The organism is Streptomyces melanogenes (assembly GCF_014649795.1).
Taxonomy (GTDB): domain Bacteria; phylum Actinomycetota; class Actinomycetes; order Streptomycetales; family Streptomycetaceae; genus Streptomyces; species Streptomyces noboritoensis.
Window position 1 is genome coordinate 195,489 of record NZ_BMTS01000014.1, and the last position, 19,130, is coordinate 214,618.

General features: G+C 62.1%; 25 protein-coding genes and 2 pseudogenes. 13 read left to right on the forward strand and 14 right to left on the reverse strand.

Going from position 1 to position 19,130, the window contains the following annotated elements; all coding sequences use genetic code 11:
• From IE252_RS28550 to IE252_RS44340, 13 genes are all read right to left on the reverse strand, one after another.
• A complete protein-coding gene (locus IE252_RS28550) occupies positions 1 to 387 on the reverse strand; it encodes a hypothetical protein (protein WP_190092298.1) in 387 nt (128 codons plus the stop codon).
• Between the two features lie 17 nt (positions 388 to 404).
• The gene (locus IE252_RS28555; protein ID WP_190092299.1) at positions 405 to 698 is read right to left on the reverse strand and encodes a hypothetical protein; all 294 of its coding nucleotides are present in this window, start codon (positions 696 to 698) and stop codon (positions 405 to 407) included.
• A gap of 83 nt (positions 699 to 781) precedes the next feature.
• The gene (locus IE252_RS28560; RefSeq protein WP_190092300.1) at positions 782 to 1,480 is read right to left on the reverse strand and encodes a phage tail tube protein; all 699 of its coding nucleotides are present in this window, start codon (positions 1,478 to 1,480) and stop codon (positions 782 to 784) included.
• Positions 1,481 to 1,703: 223 nt separating this feature from the next.
• Entirely contained in the window at positions 1,704 to 2,081 is a 378-nt protein-coding gene (locus IE252_RS28565; RefSeq protein ID WP_190092301.1) for a hypothetical protein, read from the reverse strand.
• A gap of 4 nt (positions 2,082 to 2,085) precedes the next feature.
• Positions 2,086 to 2,364 (reverse strand): hypothetical protein, encoded by a 279-nt coding sequence (locus IE252_RS28570; RefSeq protein WP_229848834.1) that lies wholly within the window; start codon positions 2,362 to 2,364, stop codon positions 2,086 to 2,088.
• A 77-nt stretch (positions 2,365 to 2,441) separates the two neighbouring features.
• Positions 2,442 to 2,765 (reverse strand): hypothetical protein, encoded by a 324-nt coding sequence (locus IE252_RS28575; RefSeq protein WP_190092303.1) that lies wholly within the window; start codon positions 2,763 to 2,765, stop codon positions 2,442 to 2,444.
• Entirely contained in the window at positions 2,755 to 3,309 is a 555-nt protein-coding gene (locus tag IE252_RS28580; protein ID WP_190092304.1) for a phage gp6-like head-tail connector protein, read from the reverse strand. Before IE252_RS28580 ends, IE252_RS28575 begins: the two co-directional genes overlap by 11 nt.
• A 168-nt stretch (positions 3,310 to 3,477) precedes the next feature.
• The gene (locus IE252_RS28585) at positions 3,478 to 4,485 is read right to left on the reverse strand and encodes a phage major capsid protein (RefSeq protein ID WP_190092305.1); all 1,008 of its coding nucleotides are present in this window, start codon (positions 4,483 to 4,485) and stop codon (positions 3,478 to 3,480) included.
• Positions 4,486 to 4,509: 24 nt separating this feature from the next.
• Positions 4,510 to 5,079 (reverse strand): hypothetical protein, encoded by a 570-nt coding sequence (locus IE252_RS28590; protein WP_190092306.1) that lies wholly within the window; start codon positions 5,077 to 5,079, stop codon positions 4,510 to 4,512.
• A 68-nt stretch (positions 5,080 to 5,147) separates the two neighbouring features.
• On the reverse strand, positions 5,148 to 6,593 hold the full coding sequence (locus IE252_RS28595; RefSeq protein ID WP_229848835.1) for a phage portal protein: 1,446 nt from the start codon (positions 6,591 to 6,593) through the stop codon (positions 5,148 to 5,150).
• Entirely contained in the window at positions 6,586 to 7,608 is a 1,023-nt protein-coding gene (locus IE252_RS28600) for a terminase TerL endonuclease subunit (protein ID WP_229848836.1), read from the reverse strand. Before IE252_RS28600 ends, IE252_RS28595 begins: the two co-directional genes overlap by 8 nt.
• 611 nt (positions 7,609 to 8,219) lie before the next feature.
• Positions 8,220 to 8,612 (reverse strand): phage terminase small subunit, encoded by a 393-nt coding sequence (locus IE252_RS28605; protein ID WP_190092307.1) that lies wholly within the window; start codon positions 8,610 to 8,612, stop codon positions 8,220 to 8,222.
• 24 nt (positions 8,613 to 8,636) lie between these two features.
• Entirely contained in the window at positions 8,637 to 9,080 is a 444-nt protein-coding gene (locus tag IE252_RS44340; protein WP_373298632.1) for an HNH endonuclease, read from the reverse strand.
• A gap of 821 nt (positions 9,081 to 9,901) precedes the next feature.
• Here IE252_RS44340 and IE252_RS28615 point away from each other — a divergent pair.
• The 12 genes and pseudogenes from IE252_RS28615 (at position 9,902) to IE252_RS28670 (ending at position 16,747) form a co-directional block, all read left to right on the forward strand.
• Positions 9,902 to 10,630: a hypothetical protein gene (locus IE252_RS28615; protein WP_190092309.1), complete on the forward strand. Its 729-nt coding sequence runs from the start codon at positions 9,902 to 9,904 to the stop codon at positions 10,628 to 10,630.
• A 551-nt stretch (positions 10,631 to 11,181) separates the two neighbouring features.
• Complete coding sequence (locus IE252_RS28620) at positions 11,182 to 12,012, forward strand: RecB family exonuclease (protein ID WP_190092310.1); 831 nt, start codon at positions 11,182 to 11,184, stop codon at positions 12,010 to 12,012.
• Positions 12,013 to 12,090: 78 nt separating this feature from the next.
• Positions 12,091 to 12,228: a hypothetical protein gene (locus IE252_RS28625; RefSeq protein WP_190092311.1), complete on the forward strand. Its 138-nt coding sequence runs from the start codon at positions 12,091 to 12,093 to the stop codon at positions 12,226 to 12,228.
• 9 nt (positions 12,229 to 12,237) lie between these two features.
• Complete coding sequence (locus IE252_RS28630; RefSeq protein ID WP_190092312.1) at positions 12,238 to 12,756, forward strand: hypothetical protein; 519 nt, start codon at positions 12,238 to 12,240, stop codon at positions 12,754 to 12,756.
• Positions 12,757 to 12,802: 46 nt separating this feature from the next.
• Positions 12,803 to 13,636 carry an AAA family ATPase gene (locus IE252_RS28635; RefSeq protein ID WP_229848837.1) on the forward strand — a complete coding sequence of 278 codons (834 nt, stop codon included), beginning with the start codon at positions 12,803 to 12,805 and terminating at the stop codon, positions 13,634 to 13,636.
• Positions 13,629 to 14,006, forward strand: coding sequence for a hypothetical protein (locus IE252_RS28640; RefSeq protein ID WP_190092313.1), 378 nt, complete (start codon positions 13,629 to 13,631; stop codon positions 14,004 to 14,006). The genes IE252_RS28635 and IE252_RS28640 overlap by 8 nt, the downstream gene beginning before the upstream one ends.
• Positions 13,987 to 14,193 (forward strand): annotated as a pseudogene (locus IE252_RS44345) (hypothetical protein); the annotation flags it as partial. The gene IE252_RS28640 and the pseudogene IE252_RS44345, both read left to right, overlap by 20 nt.
• A 28-nt stretch (positions 14,194 to 14,221) precedes the next feature.
• On the forward strand, positions 14,222 to 14,875 hold the full coding sequence (locus IE252_RS28650) for a toprim domain-containing protein (RefSeq protein WP_229848838.1): 654 nt from the start codon (positions 14,222 to 14,224) through the stop codon (positions 14,873 to 14,875).
• 10 nt (positions 14,876 to 14,885) lie between these two features.
• A complete protein-coding gene (locus IE252_RS28655) occupies positions 14,886 to 15,665 on the forward strand; it encodes a hypothetical protein (RefSeq protein WP_229848839.1) in 780 nt (259 codons plus the stop codon).
• Positions 15,662 to 16,342, forward strand: coding sequence for a hypothetical protein (locus IE252_RS28660; protein ID WP_190092316.1), 681 nt, complete (start codon positions 15,662 to 15,664; stop codon positions 16,340 to 16,342). The genes IE252_RS28655 and IE252_RS28660 overlap by 4 nt, the downstream gene beginning before the upstream one ends.
• A gap of 8 nt (positions 16,343 to 16,350) precedes the next feature.
• Positions 16,351 to 16,503, forward strand: a complete 153-nt coding sequence (locus IE252_RS28665) for a hypothetical protein (RefSeq protein WP_190092317.1) — start codon at positions 16,351 to 16,353, stop codon at positions 16,501 to 16,503.
• Positions 16,504 to 16,516: 13 nt separating this feature from the next.
• A complete protein-coding gene (locus IE252_RS28670; RefSeq protein ID WP_190092318.1) occupies positions 16,517 to 16,747 on the forward strand; it encodes a hypothetical protein in 231 nt (76 codons plus the stop codon).
• 317 nt (positions 16,748 to 17,064) lie between these two features.
• Here IE252_RS28670 and IE252_RS28675 read toward each other — a convergent pair whose 3' ends face one another.
• Positions 17,065 to 18,666 carry a recombinase family protein gene (locus IE252_RS28675; RefSeq protein ID WP_190092319.1) on the reverse strand — a complete coding sequence of 534 codons (1,602 nt, stop codon included), beginning with the start codon at positions 18,664 to 18,666 and terminating at the stop codon, positions 17,065 to 17,067.
• A gap of 31 nt (positions 18,667 to 18,697) precedes the next feature.
• On the opposite strand from IE252_RS28675, the pseudogene IE252_RS28680 reads away from it, so the two are divergent.
• Positions 18,698 to 19,042 (forward strand): annotated as a pseudogene (locus IE252_RS28680) (class II aldolase/adducin family protein); the annotation flags it as partial.
• Positions 19,043 to 19,130: the final 88 nt, after the last annotated feature.

Consider the following 19,130-nt stretch of genomic DNA (forward strand, 5'->3'; position numbering starts at 1 on the left):
TTAAAGCGAGTTCATGTGACCGAACCAGGCCGCCACATCGGCGCCGGACGCCGTTACCGGCGCGGGGGGTTCGGAAGGTGCAATGCCGGGGCGCCACATCGGTTCGGGCGCATCGAGGGTGTTGTCACTCGTCGAGTTGGCGCTGATGAACAGCCAGTTGGCGGCCTCAAGCGCGTCGGAGATCCGCGCGAGGATGTGTGCCTCGTGGCTCCAGATGGCCGACGCGTCAACGGCGGCGACCAGGGCGCCGGTGCCCTGCCGGAGCAGGAGAGAGGAGATCAGTACGTGCAGGCGGCGCAGCGAGAGCCGACCTGTCCAGAGGTCCAGCAGATCAATGCCGAAGAACTCCAACAGGTCGGCTTCGAGGGCGTCACTGTGGTCCCTCACCACGGTGAGGGTGCGGATCAGTTTCCCGAATCACCGAACCCAGCCGCAGAGGCTACAGCCTGGGCGAACTCCTCGAAGCCCTCGATGTCGGTGTCCAGGTCGAGGAAGGTCTCCCACTGGGTCGGGCCAACGATCGCCTGAATGATGGCGACCTCGCTGCGGTCCTCCTCGATGGCCAGAAGCACCTTGAACGGGAGTCGCTTCGCGGACGGAATGGTGAACTCGGCATCGTGGAACTCGAAGGTGGTCGGGGCGTCGGTGGCCTCAGCCTCCTTCGAGGCGGTGGTCTTGTTCGTGGTGGTGGCAGCCATGGGTGTACTCCGTAGACAGAGGTGAGGGAAGAAGAAGGCCGAGGCGGTTACAGCCAGCCCCGGGAAGGCTTTGAATCAATAAGTCAGACGCCGATCGGGTTCTTACCGCCGCCGATCTCCAGGGGGTTCTCAATCGGTGAGGAGGTATCGGAGTCGGTCAGAGACTTCGGGGCCGGAGGGATGACCGGAGGGGGAGTCGGAGAGACCGACGGGTCATCGCTCAGGAGGTAGCCAAGGAGGCTGTCCGAGTCGAGCGCGTCAATGGTGAGCTCCAGGCCCTGGTTCTTCGTGCGCGTCAGGGAGATGGATCCGCGGTCGGAGACCATTGCCCGGCCGATCACCGCACGGTAGGAGGCGGCGTCGTCGGACCAGTCGACCGCGAGGGTGATCTCCGCGAGGTCCGGATTGGAGGACAGGTCGAGCCGGTACTGATCCCGGCCGCTCTTCGTCTTCTCGGTCGTCTTGACCCACTCGGCACCGTAGAACAGACGAGTTGTGCTCGCGTTGACCTGCTGAAGGGTGCTCTTGATCTGGAACGAAGCGGACTTCACGTATCGGAGCACGGGAACACTGGACTGCCACACGGACAGTTCGTCGGTCTCGATCTTCGGCGTGATCTCCACGCCGTCCTCCGACGTGTAGCCAAGTTCGATGAAGCCGGACGCGGCAAGGTCCTCATCGACGGCCTTGGGCAGAGAGACGCCGGGTAGGGCGCCGAAGTGAACGGACAGCTTGCCCTTGGGGGCGAAGCGGATCTGAGAGGCGTTGTTGGCATCGGCCACAGGCAGGCGGTTCCTTACGAAGTCTGGGCATGCGAAAGAGCGGCCATCCAGTGAGGTGGCCGCTCAAGGTTGGCGAAGGCGGGGGCCGTACGGGCTTGCAACCCCGGTCGGCGCACTCCAAGTTGGAGCCGGTTACTGATGGGCGGTACGGCCCCCTGCGCTGCCTCACGACCCTGGCAGACCGCCCCAATGAGCACGGGGCGCGTGGTGCATGGGCAGCAAGTCAGGCAGTTGTGGCGGTGAGATAGAGCGCGATGGCCGCGATGTAGCGGTACTCACCGGAGGTCATGTCGGCCAGGAAGACGGGGCTGTGGACCTCGTTGACGTCGAGCACCTGGCCGCCGCCAACAACCGTGCCGGGAAGGTCTTCAAGGAGGCGTTCGCGCAGTGCAAATGCCAGGTCGGCGGCCTCGTGCATGGTGCGGTGGTAGACGTTGATCGTGAAGTCTGCGCGGTCGGCGCGATGGCGTACGACGCGATATCCGCCGGTGCCATCGAGGATCACGGACGGCTGTCCTTTGACCCGGTCGACCAGTGAGGCGGAGACAAGGATCCCGGCAGTTTCGGGGAGAGCGGTGAGGTAGGCGTGCAGGACACGCATCGGATCAGTCCGCATGCGTGGTCCGCTCGCGCATCACCGCGTCCCGAAGAAGATGTCTGCCGGGCGTCTTCCCGGTGCCGTACTCCAAATGCATTGCGTGTGCAGCGCCGTTGGGAACGTCGGCATCGGGGACGACCCCACCAACCGGTTTCCCATCGACCCACACCACCGCGGTGCGTACGTTGATGGAGGCGGCCGTCTTGTTGCCCTTGGGGCGCTGTCGGTTGTAGCGGGCCAGCATGGCGCGGTACCGGCGGGCAATGCGCAGAGTGGCTTTATCCACCTCGGCCGCGGCTTGGGTGCTGCCCTCAAGGCGGACCAGTGCGCGGGGGTCCCACTCAATCTCGAAGGGCTGTCGGCTCAGTGGGTCACACCCCACAGGCGGACCTTCACGTGCCGAAGCCGTCCCTGGTCCCAGCGGGCGGGTTCACCAAGCACCTCGTACCAGACCCCGTTATAGAGGACGCGGTCAGACGATTTTGGCTCGGCCGAGATGGGGAGGTAGGCGGTCAGAGTCGTGGATGCCGTTTCGTTCGACGGGTCTTGGTCCTCGAAGGTGTTGTAGGGCTGGACGCTGGCGGGACCGGACCAGATCCGGTGTGCGGCGTCCCAGTCGCGACGCCGGGTATAGGCGTCCTGAACGACGGGGGCCCGGTAAATGTCGAGGAGATCGTCAAAGCGCATGGGACCTCCGAACGTGGGTGGATGTGACACGGCGCCGGTAGTGGCGGAGCGCCTGGTCAGCGGCGGGGGACAGGCTCTGTGTGGGGGCGGCTGTGCCGTAGTGCGTTTCCAGTTCACCGACCTTTTCGGCGGTGATGCCGGGCTGTACGGCGAGCCAGCGAATGACCTCGGTGCACACCACGGCGGTCACGGTGGGTGGGGTGGTGAGGTAGCCGTAGGAGGCCCGCACGGTGATCGTGCGGGCCTTCCCACTGGTGGGAGGCTGCCACCCCCCAGCACGCCACAGTGAGCGGCGGCTGTACGACCAGTCCTCGATGAGGGTTCCGTCACCCCACCTGACCTCGGTGACCGAGGCGAGTGGAAGCATGAAGCGGGGCAGCGTCAGCTCGATCCCCGATACGGGGTCGAGTTGGACCAGGACGTCATCATGGTGCCGGAAGTCGGTGCCGCAGTAGTCGACGACGAGGGCGGATACGTCGATGAGGAAGGCAGCGATGCGCGGTCGTTCCTCATCGCTGAGGGGGCGGCCCATTCGGGCTGCCACGTCCTCAATTGTTGCGAGGCTCGGCATCAGCCTCCTTGGGAACGGCCTGCTTGCGTGCTCGGCGGACCGGCTTCTTCACCGCAGGTGCGGCGGATTCGTCACCCTCTTCCCTGCCGTCAATCCGTTCCGCGGTGCGCAGGGCGGAGACGGCACTCCTCGGGGAGAGGGTCAGGAAGAAGGGCCTGCCGGCTTCGGTCCCACCGCGATCAGCTGCTCCGGGCGAATGATCTTCGCGTCGTAGTGGATGCGGCTCTTGATGGCGTCGGTGAACTTCTTCTCCGGCTTGTACGCGGCCATCTCCGCGTGCGGGATCACGACCGACACGCAATTGGTCGCGCCCAACAGCATGTCCACGTTGCGGAGGTTGTCGATCGCGGGCTTGACCAGCGGCTTCGCGGGTGTCTTGACGGTTCCGAGCTGGTTGGAGACGTACACCGGGACACCGAGGATCTGCCCGATGTGGCCGGTCGGGATGACGGGCTGGCCGCCGTAGAAGGAGGCGTTGATGAACTGCGGATCCTTCAGGAGCTCCTTGCGCAGCGACGGCGAGATGATCAGGTACCGGTCTTCCGGCGCCTCGATGTAGTCGAGCTGCATCATCGCCTCAAGAACCATGTCGTACGCGGAGTCCTTGGCGGTGCGGTCGATCTTCTCGACCTTGGAGTGCAGGTCGAGCATCTTGGTCTCATCGGTGATGCCGGACGCGGCGCTGTTGTAGTCCTTGCCGTTCATCGCGTGCACGATCGTGTCGGCAACGAGCTTGTCGAGGGACTTGGCGGCCTGCTTGCCACGCTGGCGCACCAGGTTGGTCATCTTGTCGATGCCGGGCTGGGTGAACAGCTGATCAAGCGAGTCGATCTCGATGTGGAAGGACGAGCCCTTCTGCACCGTCATACGGATGTAGTCCAGCTCCGCGTGGTCTGCGGTACCGATCTCGCCGTACGACGGCACCACGCCCTTGTCGGTCACGGTGTCGAGGAAGTGGGGGATACGGATCGTGTCGCCGCCGCGCCTGAACTCACCTTCATAGGTCGAGTTCACGATGAGCGGGGAAGACAGGATGGAGTGCTGTTCGAGGTCCTGGAGGAGCTGAGCCGTCCAGATCTCAGGGGAGAAGACGCCCTGCACGCCAGCGTTGAGACGCTGGCCGGCGTCCTTGTAAAAGCCAGTAGCCAAGTCGGGAAGCGTTCCTTCTAAGGGTTAGAGCTCTCCGCGCATCACAGCGTCAAGGAGGCCCTTGGACCGGGCCTCGTTGATCTGTGCACGGGACATGTGGGAGAGACGGGAGCGGGTTACCTGTCCGGCCTGGCTGGTGCCCTGACGGCCAAGACCGATGTTCTGGCGGTACTCGGGTTCCTTCGAGGTGGACAGAGTGGTGATGAAGGCGGCGATGGCCTCGCCGTCTGGCTGGCCGTCCTCGCCAAGGAAGCGGGAGAGGTTCAGGAATTCGGCGGCCGGAAGCGTGGTTCCGGCGCTTGCGGCCTGGGCGCGCAGTTCAGCAGTCACCAGCTGGCTGCCGAACTCGGAGAGCGCGGCTGTGCGGGCCTCGGCGCGGGCGGTTTCGATCGCGCGTTCCTGGTCGGTCACGGCGGCCTGGCGGAACTGTTCCAGTTCGCGGCTGGCGTCCTTGAACGCCTTCTCGTTCTTGCGGCTCATTGAGCGCCACTTGTCGACCTCGGCTGTAAGGGCAGCAGCATCCGGAGCCTGCGGCAGCTCCGAAGGAAGGACAGGCTCGGCGGCCGGAAGCGGGGTGGGGGTGGGTTCAGTCATGAAGGGCAGTCCGTTTCGGAAGATGAGGAAGGCCCCCGTTGCGGGAGCCGTAGAGGGGGAACGTTGTGTCAGCGGCGTGAGCCGTCATCGCCTGCGATCTTGCGTGCGGCGTTTCCGGCGTTGCCTTGCGGCGCCGTGGCGGCTTTCTCGGCCGGGTCGGTCGACCGGTCCTTGCCAGAGGATCCGACGCTGCTGAGGGCGGAGGGGTAGGAGTCGATCACCGCCTCCTGGTCTTCCAGGAGCGCGGGGAAGCGGTCGATCTCCTGCGGGGTGAATCCAGCGCGTTCCCACAGGACAGCGGCGGGCACACCGAGCGAGAAGAGCTTGACGAGCGCATCCATGTGCTGGGCTTCCGACCTGTTCTCCACGTCGGCCCAGATGACCGAGGCATCGAAGGCGTCCGCTCGTGGATCCTTTTTGACCTTGAAGCAGAGGCGCATGACCTCGACCCAGGCCCGGCCGAAGTGCAGGATCCGCTCTCGGATCTTGGCAACAAGGCTGTACTCCGCGGCTTCCGCGCCTTCGCCGGTTGCGGGCTGCCCGGTGGAGTCGATCATCCAGTGCGGCAGACGGGCGATGCTGGCCAGGTGTTTGGTCAGCAGGTCCACCAGTGTCCCGTAGTTCGACAGGTCAGCGGCGGCGAACTGGCCGAAACGGGCGGCCGGGTCCTCGGCCTGGAGGACCTTGTCAATGGCCACACGGAAGGGCTCGATCGGGTTGCCGTCGGCGTCCTCCGCGATCTCCAGACCTGTCACAAAGCGGGCCGGGAAGGCCGCCATTTCGGAGGCCACCAGCGCGTCAGTGATCGTTTTGTTGATCGCGTCCTGGAGCGGGATGATCGCCTTGAGGTCGGACTGAGCAGCACCCGTCAGTCGCAGACGGTTGGAGATCGGCACGACAGGAACCACCCCGAGCGGGTTGGGCGTCCGTACGGGGTCAAGCCATTCGTGGTCGCTGGTCACCGACGTGTAGAGGTATTTCGGGGTCCACAGCGTGATGTGCTGGCGGCCCCAGTCGTCCGTAAAGATCTTGGCTGCGGCGTCCAGTTCGGTGCGGCTGCCAACCTTGTACTGCACCACCACATGCTCGGCGGACTCGCAGGAGATGACCGGCTCGCCATCGGCATCGGCCCACACAATGGCGTAGGACTCGCCGTGAACCATGGCGTCAAGATGGGCGGCGCTGGACTCCACGTCCATCTTGTTGCGCTGCCAGATCACATGGGCGTCCTCGTCGGCGTCCGGATCCTTGGTCATGCGGAAGCCGATGACTCTCATACGCTCGTTGACCGCGTCGATGATCAACGCACAGAAGTTGTCCGACCAGGAACGGAAGGTGTCGCCGAAGGCCGTGTTGTAGATGGCCTGGGAGAACGGCATCGTCTCCTGGTTGCCGTCGTAGTAGTCGGCATACCGGCGGATCTGTGCGAGCTGTGAAGTGTGCTTTCCCTGGAGGTAGTTGATCCACTCCAGGGCGGTGGCGGGTGGGGAATCAAAGTTGCTGATCTCATCCAAAGCCGACTACGCGTCTCCTCTTCCTTGTCAGTCGCCCGTCGGCTATCGCATCGGCCCGCGCCTCGAACGCGAGGATCGCGCACACGGCCAGGTCGATCTTCCGTTTGGACTTGGGGGAGTCCTTGCGGATCAGCACGCCTTGGGGGACCTCGCGGGCGACGGCGTTCAACACGTGGCGCGTCAGCTTCGTCTCGTCGGAGTGGCTGAGGTCCTTCGTGGTCACAGCAGTACGGAACCGCTCGATCGCGTTGACCATGCGCGAGGGCTTGTTGGTCCAGTACTCGAAGACCTTGTCATCGCCGTAGGCGAGTGCCCACCGGCCAATGGCTTCCTGCCAGTACGGCGGGTCGGCATACATCCACTCAACGGCATAGTCCGTGAAGGCACGTTGAACGGCGGCCTCCACGGCCAGGACGTCAACCTCCCAGTCGATGCCGGCCTTCTCCGGCTTCTCCCACACAGCGATCGTGAACAGGCGGCCGTCACGGAGCCTGCACCCCACAATTCCCGTGCTGTCCCCGAAGAGGCTGCCGTCGAACCCGAGAGTGATCTGATCGCCAGGGCGGATCGGATCCTCGTCGGTGAAGCAGGCGTCCCACTCGGTCTTGCTCATCCACGAATCGGCCGACTCCGCGATGTTGTTCAGGTAGAACCGGTAGTCGTGGGCCGGGTTGGTGCCGTACACGATGACACTGACAAGCTGGTCAATTGGCGCCCACCAGGAGTCTCCGTACGCCTCGACCAGTCCGGCGCGGACTGCATCCGAGTCCTTGAGGTCGATGTTCGGTGGAGCCTCACGGCAGTCGTAGAGGATCAGCGGGTTGCCGTTCAGCACCTTCTCGTGCGTGAGCTGGGCAACGGACTCTTCGTTGGGGTCGTAGGCGTTCGTGGTCTGGACGACGCGTGAACCCTGGCTCAATGTCTTGTTGGTGTTGCGGCCCAGGGTCTCGAAGAACCCCGGGCCCGCGTTGCTGTGCACCCAGTGGTGCGTTTCGTCGGCTACGACGAACACCACGCGGCCCCGGCAGGCAGACAGTCTGCCGGGGCCGCGCAAAGCTTGGCCTCGCCCCCTCGTTGCCCCTAGTCGACGACGTAACCGGGGTGATTTTTCCGGGGCGATTGCCTTTGAACTGGATCATCGTCTTCGAGATGTCCAGGTCGTATTCACGCTCGGCCGGCGACTCCGAGAGCATGCCGCGGATCATGTCCATCGTCTGGGCCGTCTGGTCCAGGGATGTCGCAGCAAGCTGCACGAGTGGCAGATGAACCGGCTTCCCTACCGGGATCAGTGTCCCGTCCTTGGCTGTCTTGATCTGCCCCGTCCACCGGCACGGGCCGATGAACTCGATGATCGCGAGGGACGCCAGGAGCGGGGTCTTACCAAATCCCTTGGCACGACGCAGTGTTGCCTCGGTGTAGAGCCAACCACCCTCAGGTTTCAGGGCATAGAGCCAGAGAATGAAGTGTCTCTGCTCACGGGTGAAGCGCCAAGGTGCACCGGCGTTCTCCCCGTCAGGCTGGACTATGTAGCGCTCGGCCCAGGCAAGGATGTGATGCCCGAGGGTCAGGTCAGGCTCGTGTGCGGGGAGGTTTCCCGTCTGCGGCACGGCCCTCCCTCGGTCTTATTTATCCAATGAGGTCGTCCAGGACGTCATCCCCGGTCGACTGTTCTTCCTTCTTCACCTTCATGCGGAGACGTTGACGGTCGAGGACCGTGCCGCCGAGAAGAGACTCCTGCTGCCGGAGTTCGGCATAGGCCTTAAGGTCTGCGCCTTCCATCTCGTAGATGCGCTGGACCAGAAGGACCAGCATCCTCAGGCGCTGAACGTCTGTAGGAAGGAACTGTTCAGCCTGTGCGGACAGTCGCCAGGTCTCCCACCACTCCCGTACTGCCGGAAGGTAGCGATGGGCGTTGGGAAGCTCAGGAACGATGCTGGAACCTGCACCCGTGAGGGGTGCTTCCATGTGCTTGTTGCGGCGTACCGCGTTCGTTTTTGGCGGCACACCCCTGCCAGCCATGCAGGCTCCTTTGAGTTAAATAAATCAGTGTCCGTATCGGCCCTGGCGGGCCTCACGACGGGTCTTGTCCTGATGGCAAGTCCGGCAGCAGGCCGCAAGATTGAGCGGAGACTCAGTGCCACCGAAGGCCACGGGAACGATGTGGTCCACCTCGTTCGCTTTCGCTCCGCAGAGGTAGCAACGGTGGCTATCTCGCCGAAGGATTGCCAGGCGAATCCTGTTCCAACCGGTGGAACGGGACTGGTTCCTCTTGGACTTGTTGGCCCAGGGCTTGCGATGGTCAACGTACTTCGGTGCGTGCTCTGCACACCCGCCGGCCTTGATAGCAACCTGTGGACATCCAGAACGAAAGCAGATCTGTCGAGCTCTTGGCAGTTGAAATTCCCGAGGCTCCGCCCCGGGTGAGACCAGACCGCACAGCCTTTGTCGACGTGTTGGAATCTCACCCGGGGAAAAGAAACCCCGCAGGGGTGCTCATACCTTGGAGGGAGCAACAACCCTGCGGGGAGTTCTTAAGTATTGAAAATGAAGGATCTTATTACCTCTGAGAACTTCCCAGTTCTCAAGAAGTGGATGTCTTGTATTTTTCTTACCTTTCATACTTGGAGGCATGGTCACGGAGCTGGAACCCAGGCCTTGCAGGGGTGTGACTGTCGTCACACCATCTCGGGTTGCAGATGCGTGCACGCTTAAGTAATGTTTGCGATGTCGCCGCACCGAGAGTGCACAGGCAGCCCCGGTCAAGCCGGACTTGAAAACCGAAGAGCATCACCCAGAGGCCACCCCGAGAGCGCGGGAGGCCCACTTGAACATCAGGCGTCGGTTTGGCCGACGCCGTGCCAGTCGACCGCAGGGCTTTGCTGCTCACGGAATTTCACCCACCTTGCCATCATCGCAACCTCAACCGCCGGTTCGCCGGATGCCCAGTGCGGGCGCTTTAAACGCACCGGTGCTAGGGATGGAGAGGAAGGGTCCTTGTGGAAATGCCTCGCGGCCGACTGGTGAGACCTTTCTGAGAGTCCTGCGGATCCACTCCACATGTGTGAGTGGTCCCGCTAGATTCTCAGCGCACTAATGAGGATCACGATGAGTAGCAGCATCCGCAAGCGCGAGAAGTGGCGAGAGAAACGGCGTCAGAGCCGTGAGGAGTACCAAGTGTTCTCCACATCGCGACCTGTCTCGTGCAACAGTAATGGGCGCACCAGGCACACGGCAGCTGAATGGTCGGCGATCCAAAAGGGAATCTACGACATCAACAACATGGCAGTGCGTCCCAATGCGAAAGGAACTTGAGCGACGGCCTCACTGTTGAGTCGATTGAGATGCAGCGGAAAATTCTACGGCGAGAGGTGGAGATTTTCTCTGACGAGGGAAGTGGGCACAGTCAGTATATATTTGACGAATGGAGTGCACCCATGGCGGGGAAGCGTATGGATCTGCCCACGGCAAGGGAGATGTCTGATCTCCTAGCCAAGGGGGTCTACAAGACCAAGCAGGAAATGGCTGATGCCTTCGGAGTCAGCGAGGGAACCATCCGGGCGAGGCTAACTCAGCCCTCCCAAGGTGGGGGTATAGGGCGTCCGCCGGAGCTTCCCACTCCTGCGGAGATCTTCAAGCTCCTAGCGCGGGGTGACTTCAAGAACCAGAAGGAAGTCGCAGCTCATTATAAAGTGACAGAAGCAGCGGTTAGCCTTCGACTCGCGCCCTTCAAGGATTCGAAAATCGACTTCCAGGCACTGATGCCGTGGAAGGTAGCTTCCAAGCATCGGTCCGGGCGGCCTGGACGCGCACTCAGACTTCATTTGCGTGCTCGTCGTGAGAACCACACGCTCACCGAAACAGAAGCTCAACAGCATGCAGCATGGCTAACCCGTATGAAGCGTCAGGTCGTTACGTACAGCCAGGTTGACGGCTGGGCATATGTGGAGAGGAAACCGGAACACGGTGACCTCCTCATTGTACTGCCAGCTGACCAATCGATTCCTCCCGAGATAGTAGACCTGTATCGCATGGAGTGATGCAGGCGTAGTGCTTCTCATGCAGTGCAACGAGCCGCCCCGTCCTCGGGAAGCGGCTCGTTGGTGTTTCAAGGCCTAGGAAGGGCGTGCGTTAACTCACATGTTCAACTCCGTTGAAATGTGGAGCCGTTGAAAGTGGCTGGTAGTGATCGTTCAATATTCATTGACGAACCGTTAGTCGTTGCATAGGTTGACGTGGGGTCTCCGTCGGGGGAGGGGGGAGACTGATGGGAAGTGCGAGGGTGTGCTCTCGTGAAATCCCTGCGTCAGCAGGGAAAGGGGAAAGATAGCAGTGGCAACACCGACCATGGTTTCTTCTAGCTATCGGTCACTGTTCGAAGGGACTTCGGAAGTATCTCGGATCATCGGGGGGATGGGGGCCGTGGCTGGTCTAGTTGTGCACATTGAGCACAGCGGCGGCGATCACATTGTTCACTATCACTGCGAAAAAACTGACGGACGGCAGCACCGTGCCCACTTCAACGCCATTCCCGAGGGATACAACTTCCTCCGGACGGAAAAAGTCGAAGGGTTCGAGTACATGCCCGTAAATGGAGGGGAAAGGTTTGCCGACGTCTACCGGCGTTCCCAAGCCGCGTAGTCATAGCCAATACAACCGCTACGCCCAGTGCGGCGAGGCTTACAAACTTGAGCGAGTTGAAAAACGCCCCAGCGATCCGGCCGGATGGTTCGTACAAGGCACCGCAGTACACAGCGGAGTCGAAGCGTACGAGCGATCCGGCCGTACCATTTCCCGGGCCGCTACCATCGGCCACTACCACCAGGCATGGGAGCGGGAACTTGCGGCCGGCCTGGCGGTGCAGAGGGACATCACCCAGTGGATGACCGGCGGCTTCAAAACAGGAACCAAGGACCTGTCTGACCGGCGCGAACTTGGCGAACACCAGGTACTCGACTACATCGACTACGCCGAACAGTCCGGGGAGTCCATCTGGGTCACCCCCGACGGCAAACAGGCCATTGAGTTGGAGTTCACCATCCGCCTCGGCAAGGTGCCTGTCCGAGGGGTCATTGACCAAGTTGTACAGACGCCCTATGGGCTCACCGTCCGAGACATTAAGACCGGCACGAAGAAACAGCCTTCCGCTCTCCAACTTGCCCTTTACCGGCGAGCGATTTGGGACCTGTACCGCGTGGACATCACATGGGGAGACTTCTTCACCTGCGCCCGAAAAGGCCGCTCGCCAAAGAACGGCGGACCCACCGAACCCTACGACCTGACCCGTATCAGTCAGGACTGGCTAGAGAACCAGTACGCAGCAATGGACGCAGCGGAGCGCAATGGTGTCTACCTTGCTAACCCTGGAGACCACTGCGGAACATGCGGTGTCCGCCGCCACTGCAAGGCGAAAGGAAACTGAGTGAACAACCCGCATGCCTTCACCTGCACCTTCCGGCCAGCCCCCAACGTTGAGGTGACCTTTCATGGAGAAACCCCCATGACAGTCGGACCAAATGTCGAAGCCTTCTCCATCGCCGCATCCCGGTACGCCGACCTCCTTACCCAGGCCCAGGCCGCATTCAACATGGGCGAACTCGGCGCAACCGTCATAGCCACCGCCAACACCCCGCAGTAAGGATCCGCTTTGCACGACGACACCAACGATTTTGCTCCGAGTGCCCCCACGGGCAAGACCTTTAAGTTCAGCAACGTCGGCGACAGCGTCAACGGCTACGTAGAGAATGTTTCGTCGCGCATCCCGCTCAACAAGTTCGGCACTGATGTGCAAGACACAGACCGCGACGGCAACCCGCGCTGGCAGCGCGTCATTACCCTGGCAACACCGGAGGGGGACGACACGGACGATGGCCTCCGCACTGTCTGGATGCCCGTGGGCTCCCAGATGGCCACCGCTATTGGTGACGCCATGAAGCGCGCAGGCGCCGCCACCGGGAGCCCTGCCTCTGGTGCGTATCTCAAGCTGACTTTCGCGAGGACGCGCCCCAGTAAGTTCGGCAACCCCGCCAAGATCTATGTCGCGGAATACACCCAGCCCGCCAACGCTCAGACCAAGCCGGTGCCCGAAGCGGCAGCCACCTCATGGCCCACCAACGGCACGTGGGCACCTCCGCAGAACGCTGCTCCGGCTTCCTGGCAGCAGTAGGAGCCCCTTTTTTCTCCACTTTCTTAAGTGTGCACACTGTGTGTTGGTGGCCAGCATTGCAATGCCGCTGGCCACCAACACAGGAAGGCCGCCCATACTCACCCTCACGCAAGCGCTCCACAAGCGAGGCTCGGCAGGTGAGCCCATCCCGACCGGCCTCAAGGCCCTACACGACCTCGGCGTGCACATCCGCCGGGGCCAACTCCACCTCATCGCAGCAGGGCCAGGTACAGGCAAGTCCGCACTGGCTCTGAACATCGCGATCAAGTCGGGCGTACCGACCATGTACTTCTCGGCGGACTCCGACGCCTTCACGCAGTACGTCCGCAGTGCAGCACACGTCAGCGGCTGGACCACCACCCAGGTAGAAGACGCCATCGAGCAGCAGCGGACCGAGGGCTTCGACAACGCCCTGGCCGGCCTCGACATCCGATGGAACTTCGACGCCTCGCCCGACCTGGACGAGATTGAACAATCCCTCATCGCCTACGCCATGATCTACGGCTGGCCCGCCCTCGTTGTCATCGACAACGTGACCAACGTCAGTGCCCCCGAGATGGGCGAAGGACACGCCGCACTCGATGAACTCTGCGCCTTCTTCCATGATTTGGCCCGGCGCACCGGAAGCGCAGTTGTCCTCCTGCACCACGTCACCGGCCCCTACAACGACGGCGTGAACCCGATTCCACTGTCCGGCATCAAGGGTCAGGTCGGCCGCGTCCCCGAAGTCATCCTCACCCTGCACCGGGGAGGCACGGAGTTTGAGGGCTACGACTTGCGGGTTTCCAACGTAAAAAACCGAGGCGGTCGCGCTGACGCGAGCGGCTTCACCTTTGCCCGGCTCCAGTGGCAGCCCGAAAGGATGCAAATCATTGGCTAACCCCAAGCCTCGCAAGCTCAGCAAGCCCAACGGCGCCGCAGTCAAGGCCCGGGGCCGCAACTGGGAGAACGACCTCGTCAAGGTCTTCCATGACCTCGGATACGAAGAGGCCAAGCGTAACGGCGCCATCTACGGATCGCACGACCGCGGTGACATCGGCAACGTTCCACTCACAGTTCAGGCCAAGGCAGTTGACCGTATCCAGCTGTGGAAACACCTCGACGATGCCCTAGCCCAAGCCCACAACAACGGCACCGGATCCGATACATGCGTGGTCTACAAACGTCATCAGGCCGCCACCGGAGAGGCCGCTTGGGTATTCCCTGGAAACTTCGCAATGCGACTCCTCGATGCCTACTACGCCGAGTGAAAAGCCTCCCATCGTCGCCGTGCTGAAACATTACTTCTCCGACTGGGAAACGCCACGCCGCGACAGCGGTACCTGGCAGCCCTGCAAATGTCCGGCGCTTGATCACGACGACACCACCCCCAGCGCCTCAATCAACATCGACAAAAACGTTATCCACTGCCACGGCTGCGACTTCAGCCATGACAGCTGGGGCGTGATTATGGAAGTGGAGAGGTGTGACTTTCTCGCCGCCATCGAAGCAGCGAATCGCCTTTTTGGACCAGGCGGCAGCCAGCTACCACAAGCAGCTGGAGGGTTCACCCGCCGCCGAGTATTTGAAGAAGCGGGGCCTATCCCAGGACAGCGTTCGATACTTTCGGCTCGGGTACGTCGGAAACCCAGTATCGGGGCATGAGCGCTATAGCGGACTGCTCGCCATCCCCTACATCAACCGACAGGGTGTCATTGCGATCCGGTTCCGGTGCATCGCCGATCACGACTGCAAGACCATCGACAAGCACAGCAAGTACACCCGGGAGCCAGGCGACGACGCCAAGCTCTACAACATTCTCGCCCTCACGCTTCCAGTCACCCGTCTCGCCATCTGTGAAGGTGAGATCGACACCATCACCGCATGGCAGGCAGGATTTCCTGCCGTCGTCGGTACAGCGGGTGCCCAGAATTGGAAGCCCATTTTCAATCGGCTGATCAGTGGTTACGTAGAAGTAATCACACTCGCTGACGGGGACGTGGCAGGCCTGAAGCTTGCAGACGTGATTGCCGAGAAGAACGAGCATGCAACAACACGTCAGATGCCCAACAAATCAGACGTGAACCAGTACTACCGAGACCACGGCCAAGAGGCCCTTCGAGAAAAGGCAGGCTTCTGATACTTCCTGTGTGGACGGGCGCCAGCGCATGAAGCGAATCGTCCTGATCTCCGACCTCCAAATGCCCCTTGAGAACAAGCGGGCCAACCGAAACCTCGTCGCCTTCATCCACGACTCACAGCCGGACGAAGTCATCAACATTGGTGACATCAACGACTACACAGCGCCCGGAAGATGGTCGGCCGGCCAGCGTGCCGAGTACGGGATGACCGTCCGCGAGGAAGCCGCCTACACCCGCAGGAACCACATCGAACCCCTGCGCTCCGGCTACAGCGGTCCCTACACCCTGCTCGGCTCCAACCACGGCGAACGGCCACAGCGGTACCTCGTCGACCGCGCACCCGCCCTGTACGACGCGGAATTGTTCCGGGAGGACAAGCTTCTCCGCCTGGACGACTACGGCATGCGCTTCGAGGCGAGCCGCTATGACTTCGCCCCCGGCTGGTCCGCCATTCACGGCCACGCCCGAGGCATCAGCCTTGCCCGCTACGCAGGCGGCACCGCCATCAACGCGGCCAAAAAATACGGCCGTTCCATCGTCATGGGACACACCCACCGGGCAGGCATCGTCTCCGAAACTACAGGCCCCGCAGGCACCAAGACCATTACCGGCGTCGAGCTCGGCCACCTCATGGACATCAACAAGGCCGCCTACCTCGGCCCCGAACGACTCGCCAACTGGCAGTCGGCCTTTGGCCTGTTCTACATCGACGGCACCACCGTCACACCCCACATCATCCCAGTCAGCCGCACCGGCAGCTTCATCGTGGAGGGCGAACGCTACAAGTGACCCAGATCAACCCCGAGATCATCAACACCGCCCGCAAGGCCGCAGCCAAGCTCCACCGCGAAAACTCCTACTGCGAAGCCGACGACATCGAGCAGTACATCCTCCTCAAGTACTGGGAGTGCAAGACCCGCTTCGACAGCTACGAGCCCCGCGCCCTCTACACGGTCTTCCAAGGGATTGGCGTTGAGCACTGCAAGGCCGAACGCCTGCACTACACCTACAACACCGCAGCGTGGATCTACACACCCAAGGAAGTACGCAACGTCCTCCAGCACGCCTACTACCGCGAGGAAGCCCGCGAGATCATCCCGAATCGCAAGGATGACCTCATGCGGGTGGCCAACGATCCCACGAGCATCGCCCTCAGCATCTGGGACATCGACGAAGCCATGGGCCGCCTCTCCGACGCCCACCAGGCCGCCATCGAACGGGCCTTTCTCCACGAGGAGAAGCCTTCTCACGGCAGTGCCGAACACAAGCAGCTTCAGCGCGCCATCGACCGCCTCACCGAGCGACTGAACAGCAAGACCGACCAGCGAGGCCGCGAACGAGCCGCCGCGCAAGGGAACGCCGGCCGAATGGGATCCGCAGCTGCAACAGCAGCCGCGGACACCACCTATCACGGGACCGGTGGAGCCTCCATGGCCTACGTCATCACCGAACGAATCGGAGCCTAGAACCACCCATGCTCGACGCCATCCTCTCGTGGATCAGCGCCAACCAAGAGGCCATCGCTTTCAGCTTCAGCGGCGCCATCCTCGCCCTGACCGCCTGGACATGCGGCCTCATCACGCGAACCGTCATCGAAACCATCGCGAAGGAAGACTGTGACTGTTGACCCCCTCGGCCCCATGCCCGACCCCGACGACTTCGCCGCCTACCTCAAGAGCCTTGATGGCGACGGCCTAGCTCTCAAGCTCAAGGACGAAGCCTTCAAGCGCGCCGCCGAAGAGGCCGAGACCGTCATCCGCCACGCGGCAACAGTTCGCCAGGCCGCCATCGAAGCCGGGTTCTCCCTGCCAATCGCAGAACACATGGCCCTCGACTACTGGGACGTTGCCAGCGGTCTGGGGGACGCATGACCGAACCGATCAGCAACCACCGAGACGAGCGTTCCGTCGCGCACTACTGCCCAGGATGTCAGGACTGGGGGAGTGTGTCGGAAGCCGTCTCCGTGACCACGCCAACCGGCAAGACAACGATCTGCTGGTCCTGCCGCGAGATCCTGGACAATCTTAGCTTTGCTGACTGACCTTACTGATCTAACTCCGGCGCCCGAACTAGCTCTGTTGCCGGAAGCGCAGGAGAAGGCTCTTCTCGACGCTTGGATAGATGAACAAGTGAAAGCTGCTCCCCGCCTTGGCGAGGAGCAGCTAGAGGTTATTCGCGTGTTGCTAGGCTAGTGTGTTTTCTTAAATACCACCTCGATGAGTGAGGGGTCGAATGGAGCTCGACGAGACCGTCCTTTGGGAATCGGGTGAATAATCACCGCCTGAAGGACGGTCTCTATTGCTATTCCCTTTTGCTCTAGGTCGAACTTATCCCAGCGAGCCTTTGTGAATCCGGCCAGGAAGTTCTTGCTCGCCTGTTCGCTTAGGAAGGATTCTCGGTCGTCTTCGGACGCCTTTACTTGGAGGTCGAGGCTATCCTTGAATTCGAGGTAATCACTTAGGTCGATGGCGCCTTCCTTGTAACTGTCCTTGAGCTCTTGGCGGCGTAGCAGAAGGCTTTCCAGCGTGCCTTGGCCGTGCCAGGGCTTCTCGTCGGGCGTGATAGTTGAGAATTGCTCCTCAAGGATGCCGACGACGATGCCCTCGACGATCTTGTCTACCTTGTCCATTCGGCGGCTCACTCTTCGGCATGAGGCTGAGTTGCAGACGTAGTTGCCCCACTTGTGATTTCCGTGGGGTGGGCGTCCAACCATGCCGTGCAGGCACATTTCCTCTGCGCCCTGTCCCTCCTCGACCCAACCGCAGCGCGCAATTCCGGTAGAGAGATGCTTTCGCGCGCTTCTCTTCCCCTTGATCTTCTTTGCCGCAACCTTCCCCTCGGGCCAGCGCATGCGGCAGATCTCATCCCATGCTTCGAAGTCGTACCCATCGCCCAGGTTCTCCCACAGGCCGATCTTAGGCTGACCGGTCTTTCGGTCGAGGACGATCTCTCCGTTGAGAATGCGACCACCCCACCACGCAGGATTGGTAAGCATCTGTGCGACGGTCGATGCAGACCACTGGCCCCCGCGTACGGTTGGAATGTTCTCGTCGATGAGCCACCGGGCGATGGTGTTGAAGCCCTTCTTAGCCCGCTTCATGTCGATGGCCTTGCGGAGGTAGGGGGCTTCGCTCGGGTTGAGCTTTTCGTTCCGCTTGCGCCCGGTCTTCTGATCTTCGTCCAGCCAGCCGAAGCGGCGGGCCCCGCCTGTGTACTTGCCCTCTGCTGCGCGGTCTGCCGTTGAGCGCTTGGTCCGCCGTTTGACCTTCCGAACCTCTGTCTCTCCCATGGACGATGACATGAGGCCGCGCGTCTGCTCCACCTCTGCGTGGATGTCGACGAGTTGCCGTTTGTCCGTGTAGTACAGGAGGCCGTTCTCGTCGACTGTCAGAGCGCGGTACAGCTTCAGGTAGTCCTCGGGTAGGCGGACGACGCGCTCTTCCTCGACTGCTATGACGCCGAGGATTGGTATGCCGTCCTCGGTCTGGCGGGCGCGGAGGTCGCGCACCATCTGGAGGAATGCCGGGCGTGGGATGTCTGGGTCGGCTGCTGTGATGTTGTTGTCTGTGTAGCGGTACACGACGGCCCAGCCCAGCTCACCGGCGGCGGCGTCGTTGTGGAAGCTGTGTTGGCGGGTTACGCCGATCTGTTCGACCTGTTGAAGGTCCCTGCTGATGCGTGCGTACGAGCAGACGGGGGAGCGCCCGTCGAGCCACTCTTCGATCGTCTGTCCTACTGCCAGAGCTTTGGTGAGCTCTGGGTGCATCTCCCATGTGGAGGCCGTTGCCATACCTTCCCCTGCTATTGTGCTATTTACAGGATATGGGGACCACGCGCTGTTCGACGCCTATACGGGAGTGATCGTCGACGCCGAGGAGGGGCGCCGGATCGCGGCCGCGCTCGGCCCCTACAAGGCGGTCATCCTGCGCAACCACGGGCTGCTGACCGTGGGGGACTCGGTGGACGCGGCGGCCTGGTGGTTCCTTTCGATGGAGCGGTGCGCCGAGGTGCAGCTGGCCGCGCGGGCGGCCGGGAAGCCGGTGCCGATCGAACGCCGGGACGCGGTCGCCACCCGCGACCAGCTGGGCAGCGACCTGGTCGCGTGGATCAACTACCAGCCGCTGTGGCACCAGATCAGTGGGTCGGAGCCCGAACTCCTGTCGTAGTACGTCAATTTGATGGTGCGTCAATCACTCGCGCCGCGTGCCCCTGCCGACCGGGAGAGCGTTTTCGTACGGCACAATTCCCTGACAG

Excerpts from the sequence above, each read along its gene's own strand:
- IE252_RS28605 (WP_190092307.1), bottom strand. The coding sequence starts at position 8,612 with ATGGCTGGCAGGGGTGTGCCGCCAAAAACGAACGCGGTACGCCGCAAC.
- IE252_RS28665 (WP_190092317.1), top strand. The coding sequence starts at position 16,351 with ATGCTCGACGCCATCCTCTCGTGGATCAGCGCCAACCAAGAGGCCATC.
- IE252_RS28670 (WP_190092318.1), top strand. The coding sequence starts at position 16,517 with ATGCCCGACCCCGACGACTTCGCCGCCTACCTCAAGAGCCTTGATGGC.
- IE252_RS28555 (WP_190092299.1), bottom strand. The coding sequence starts at position 698 with ATGGCTGCCACCACCACGAACAAGACCACCGCCTCGAAGGAGGCTGAG.
- IE252_RS28675 (WP_190092319.1), bottom strand. The coding sequence starts at position 18,666 with ATGGCAACGGCCTCCACATGGGAGATGCACCCAGAGCTCACCAAAGCT.
- IE252_RS28565 (WP_190092301.1), bottom strand. The coding sequence starts at position 2,081 with ATGCGTGTCCTGCACGCCTACCTCACCGCTCTCCCCGAAACTGCCGGG.
- IE252_RS28575 (WP_190092303.1), bottom strand. The coding sequence starts at position 2,765 with ATGCGCTTTGACGATCTCCTCGACATTTACCGGGCCCCCGTCGTTCAG.
- IE252_RS28625 (WP_190092311.1), top strand. The coding sequence starts at position 12,091 with ATGACAGTCGGACCAAATGTCGAAGCCTTCTCCATCGCCGCATCCCGG.
- IE252_RS28620 (WP_190092310.1), top strand. The coding sequence starts at position 11,182 with ATGGAGGGGAAAGGTTTGCCGACGTCTACCGGCGTTCCCAAGCCGCGT.
- IE252_RS28590 (WP_190092306.1), bottom strand. The coding sequence starts at position 5,079 with ATGACTGAACCCACCCCCACCCCGCTTCCGGCCGCCGAGCCTGTCCTT.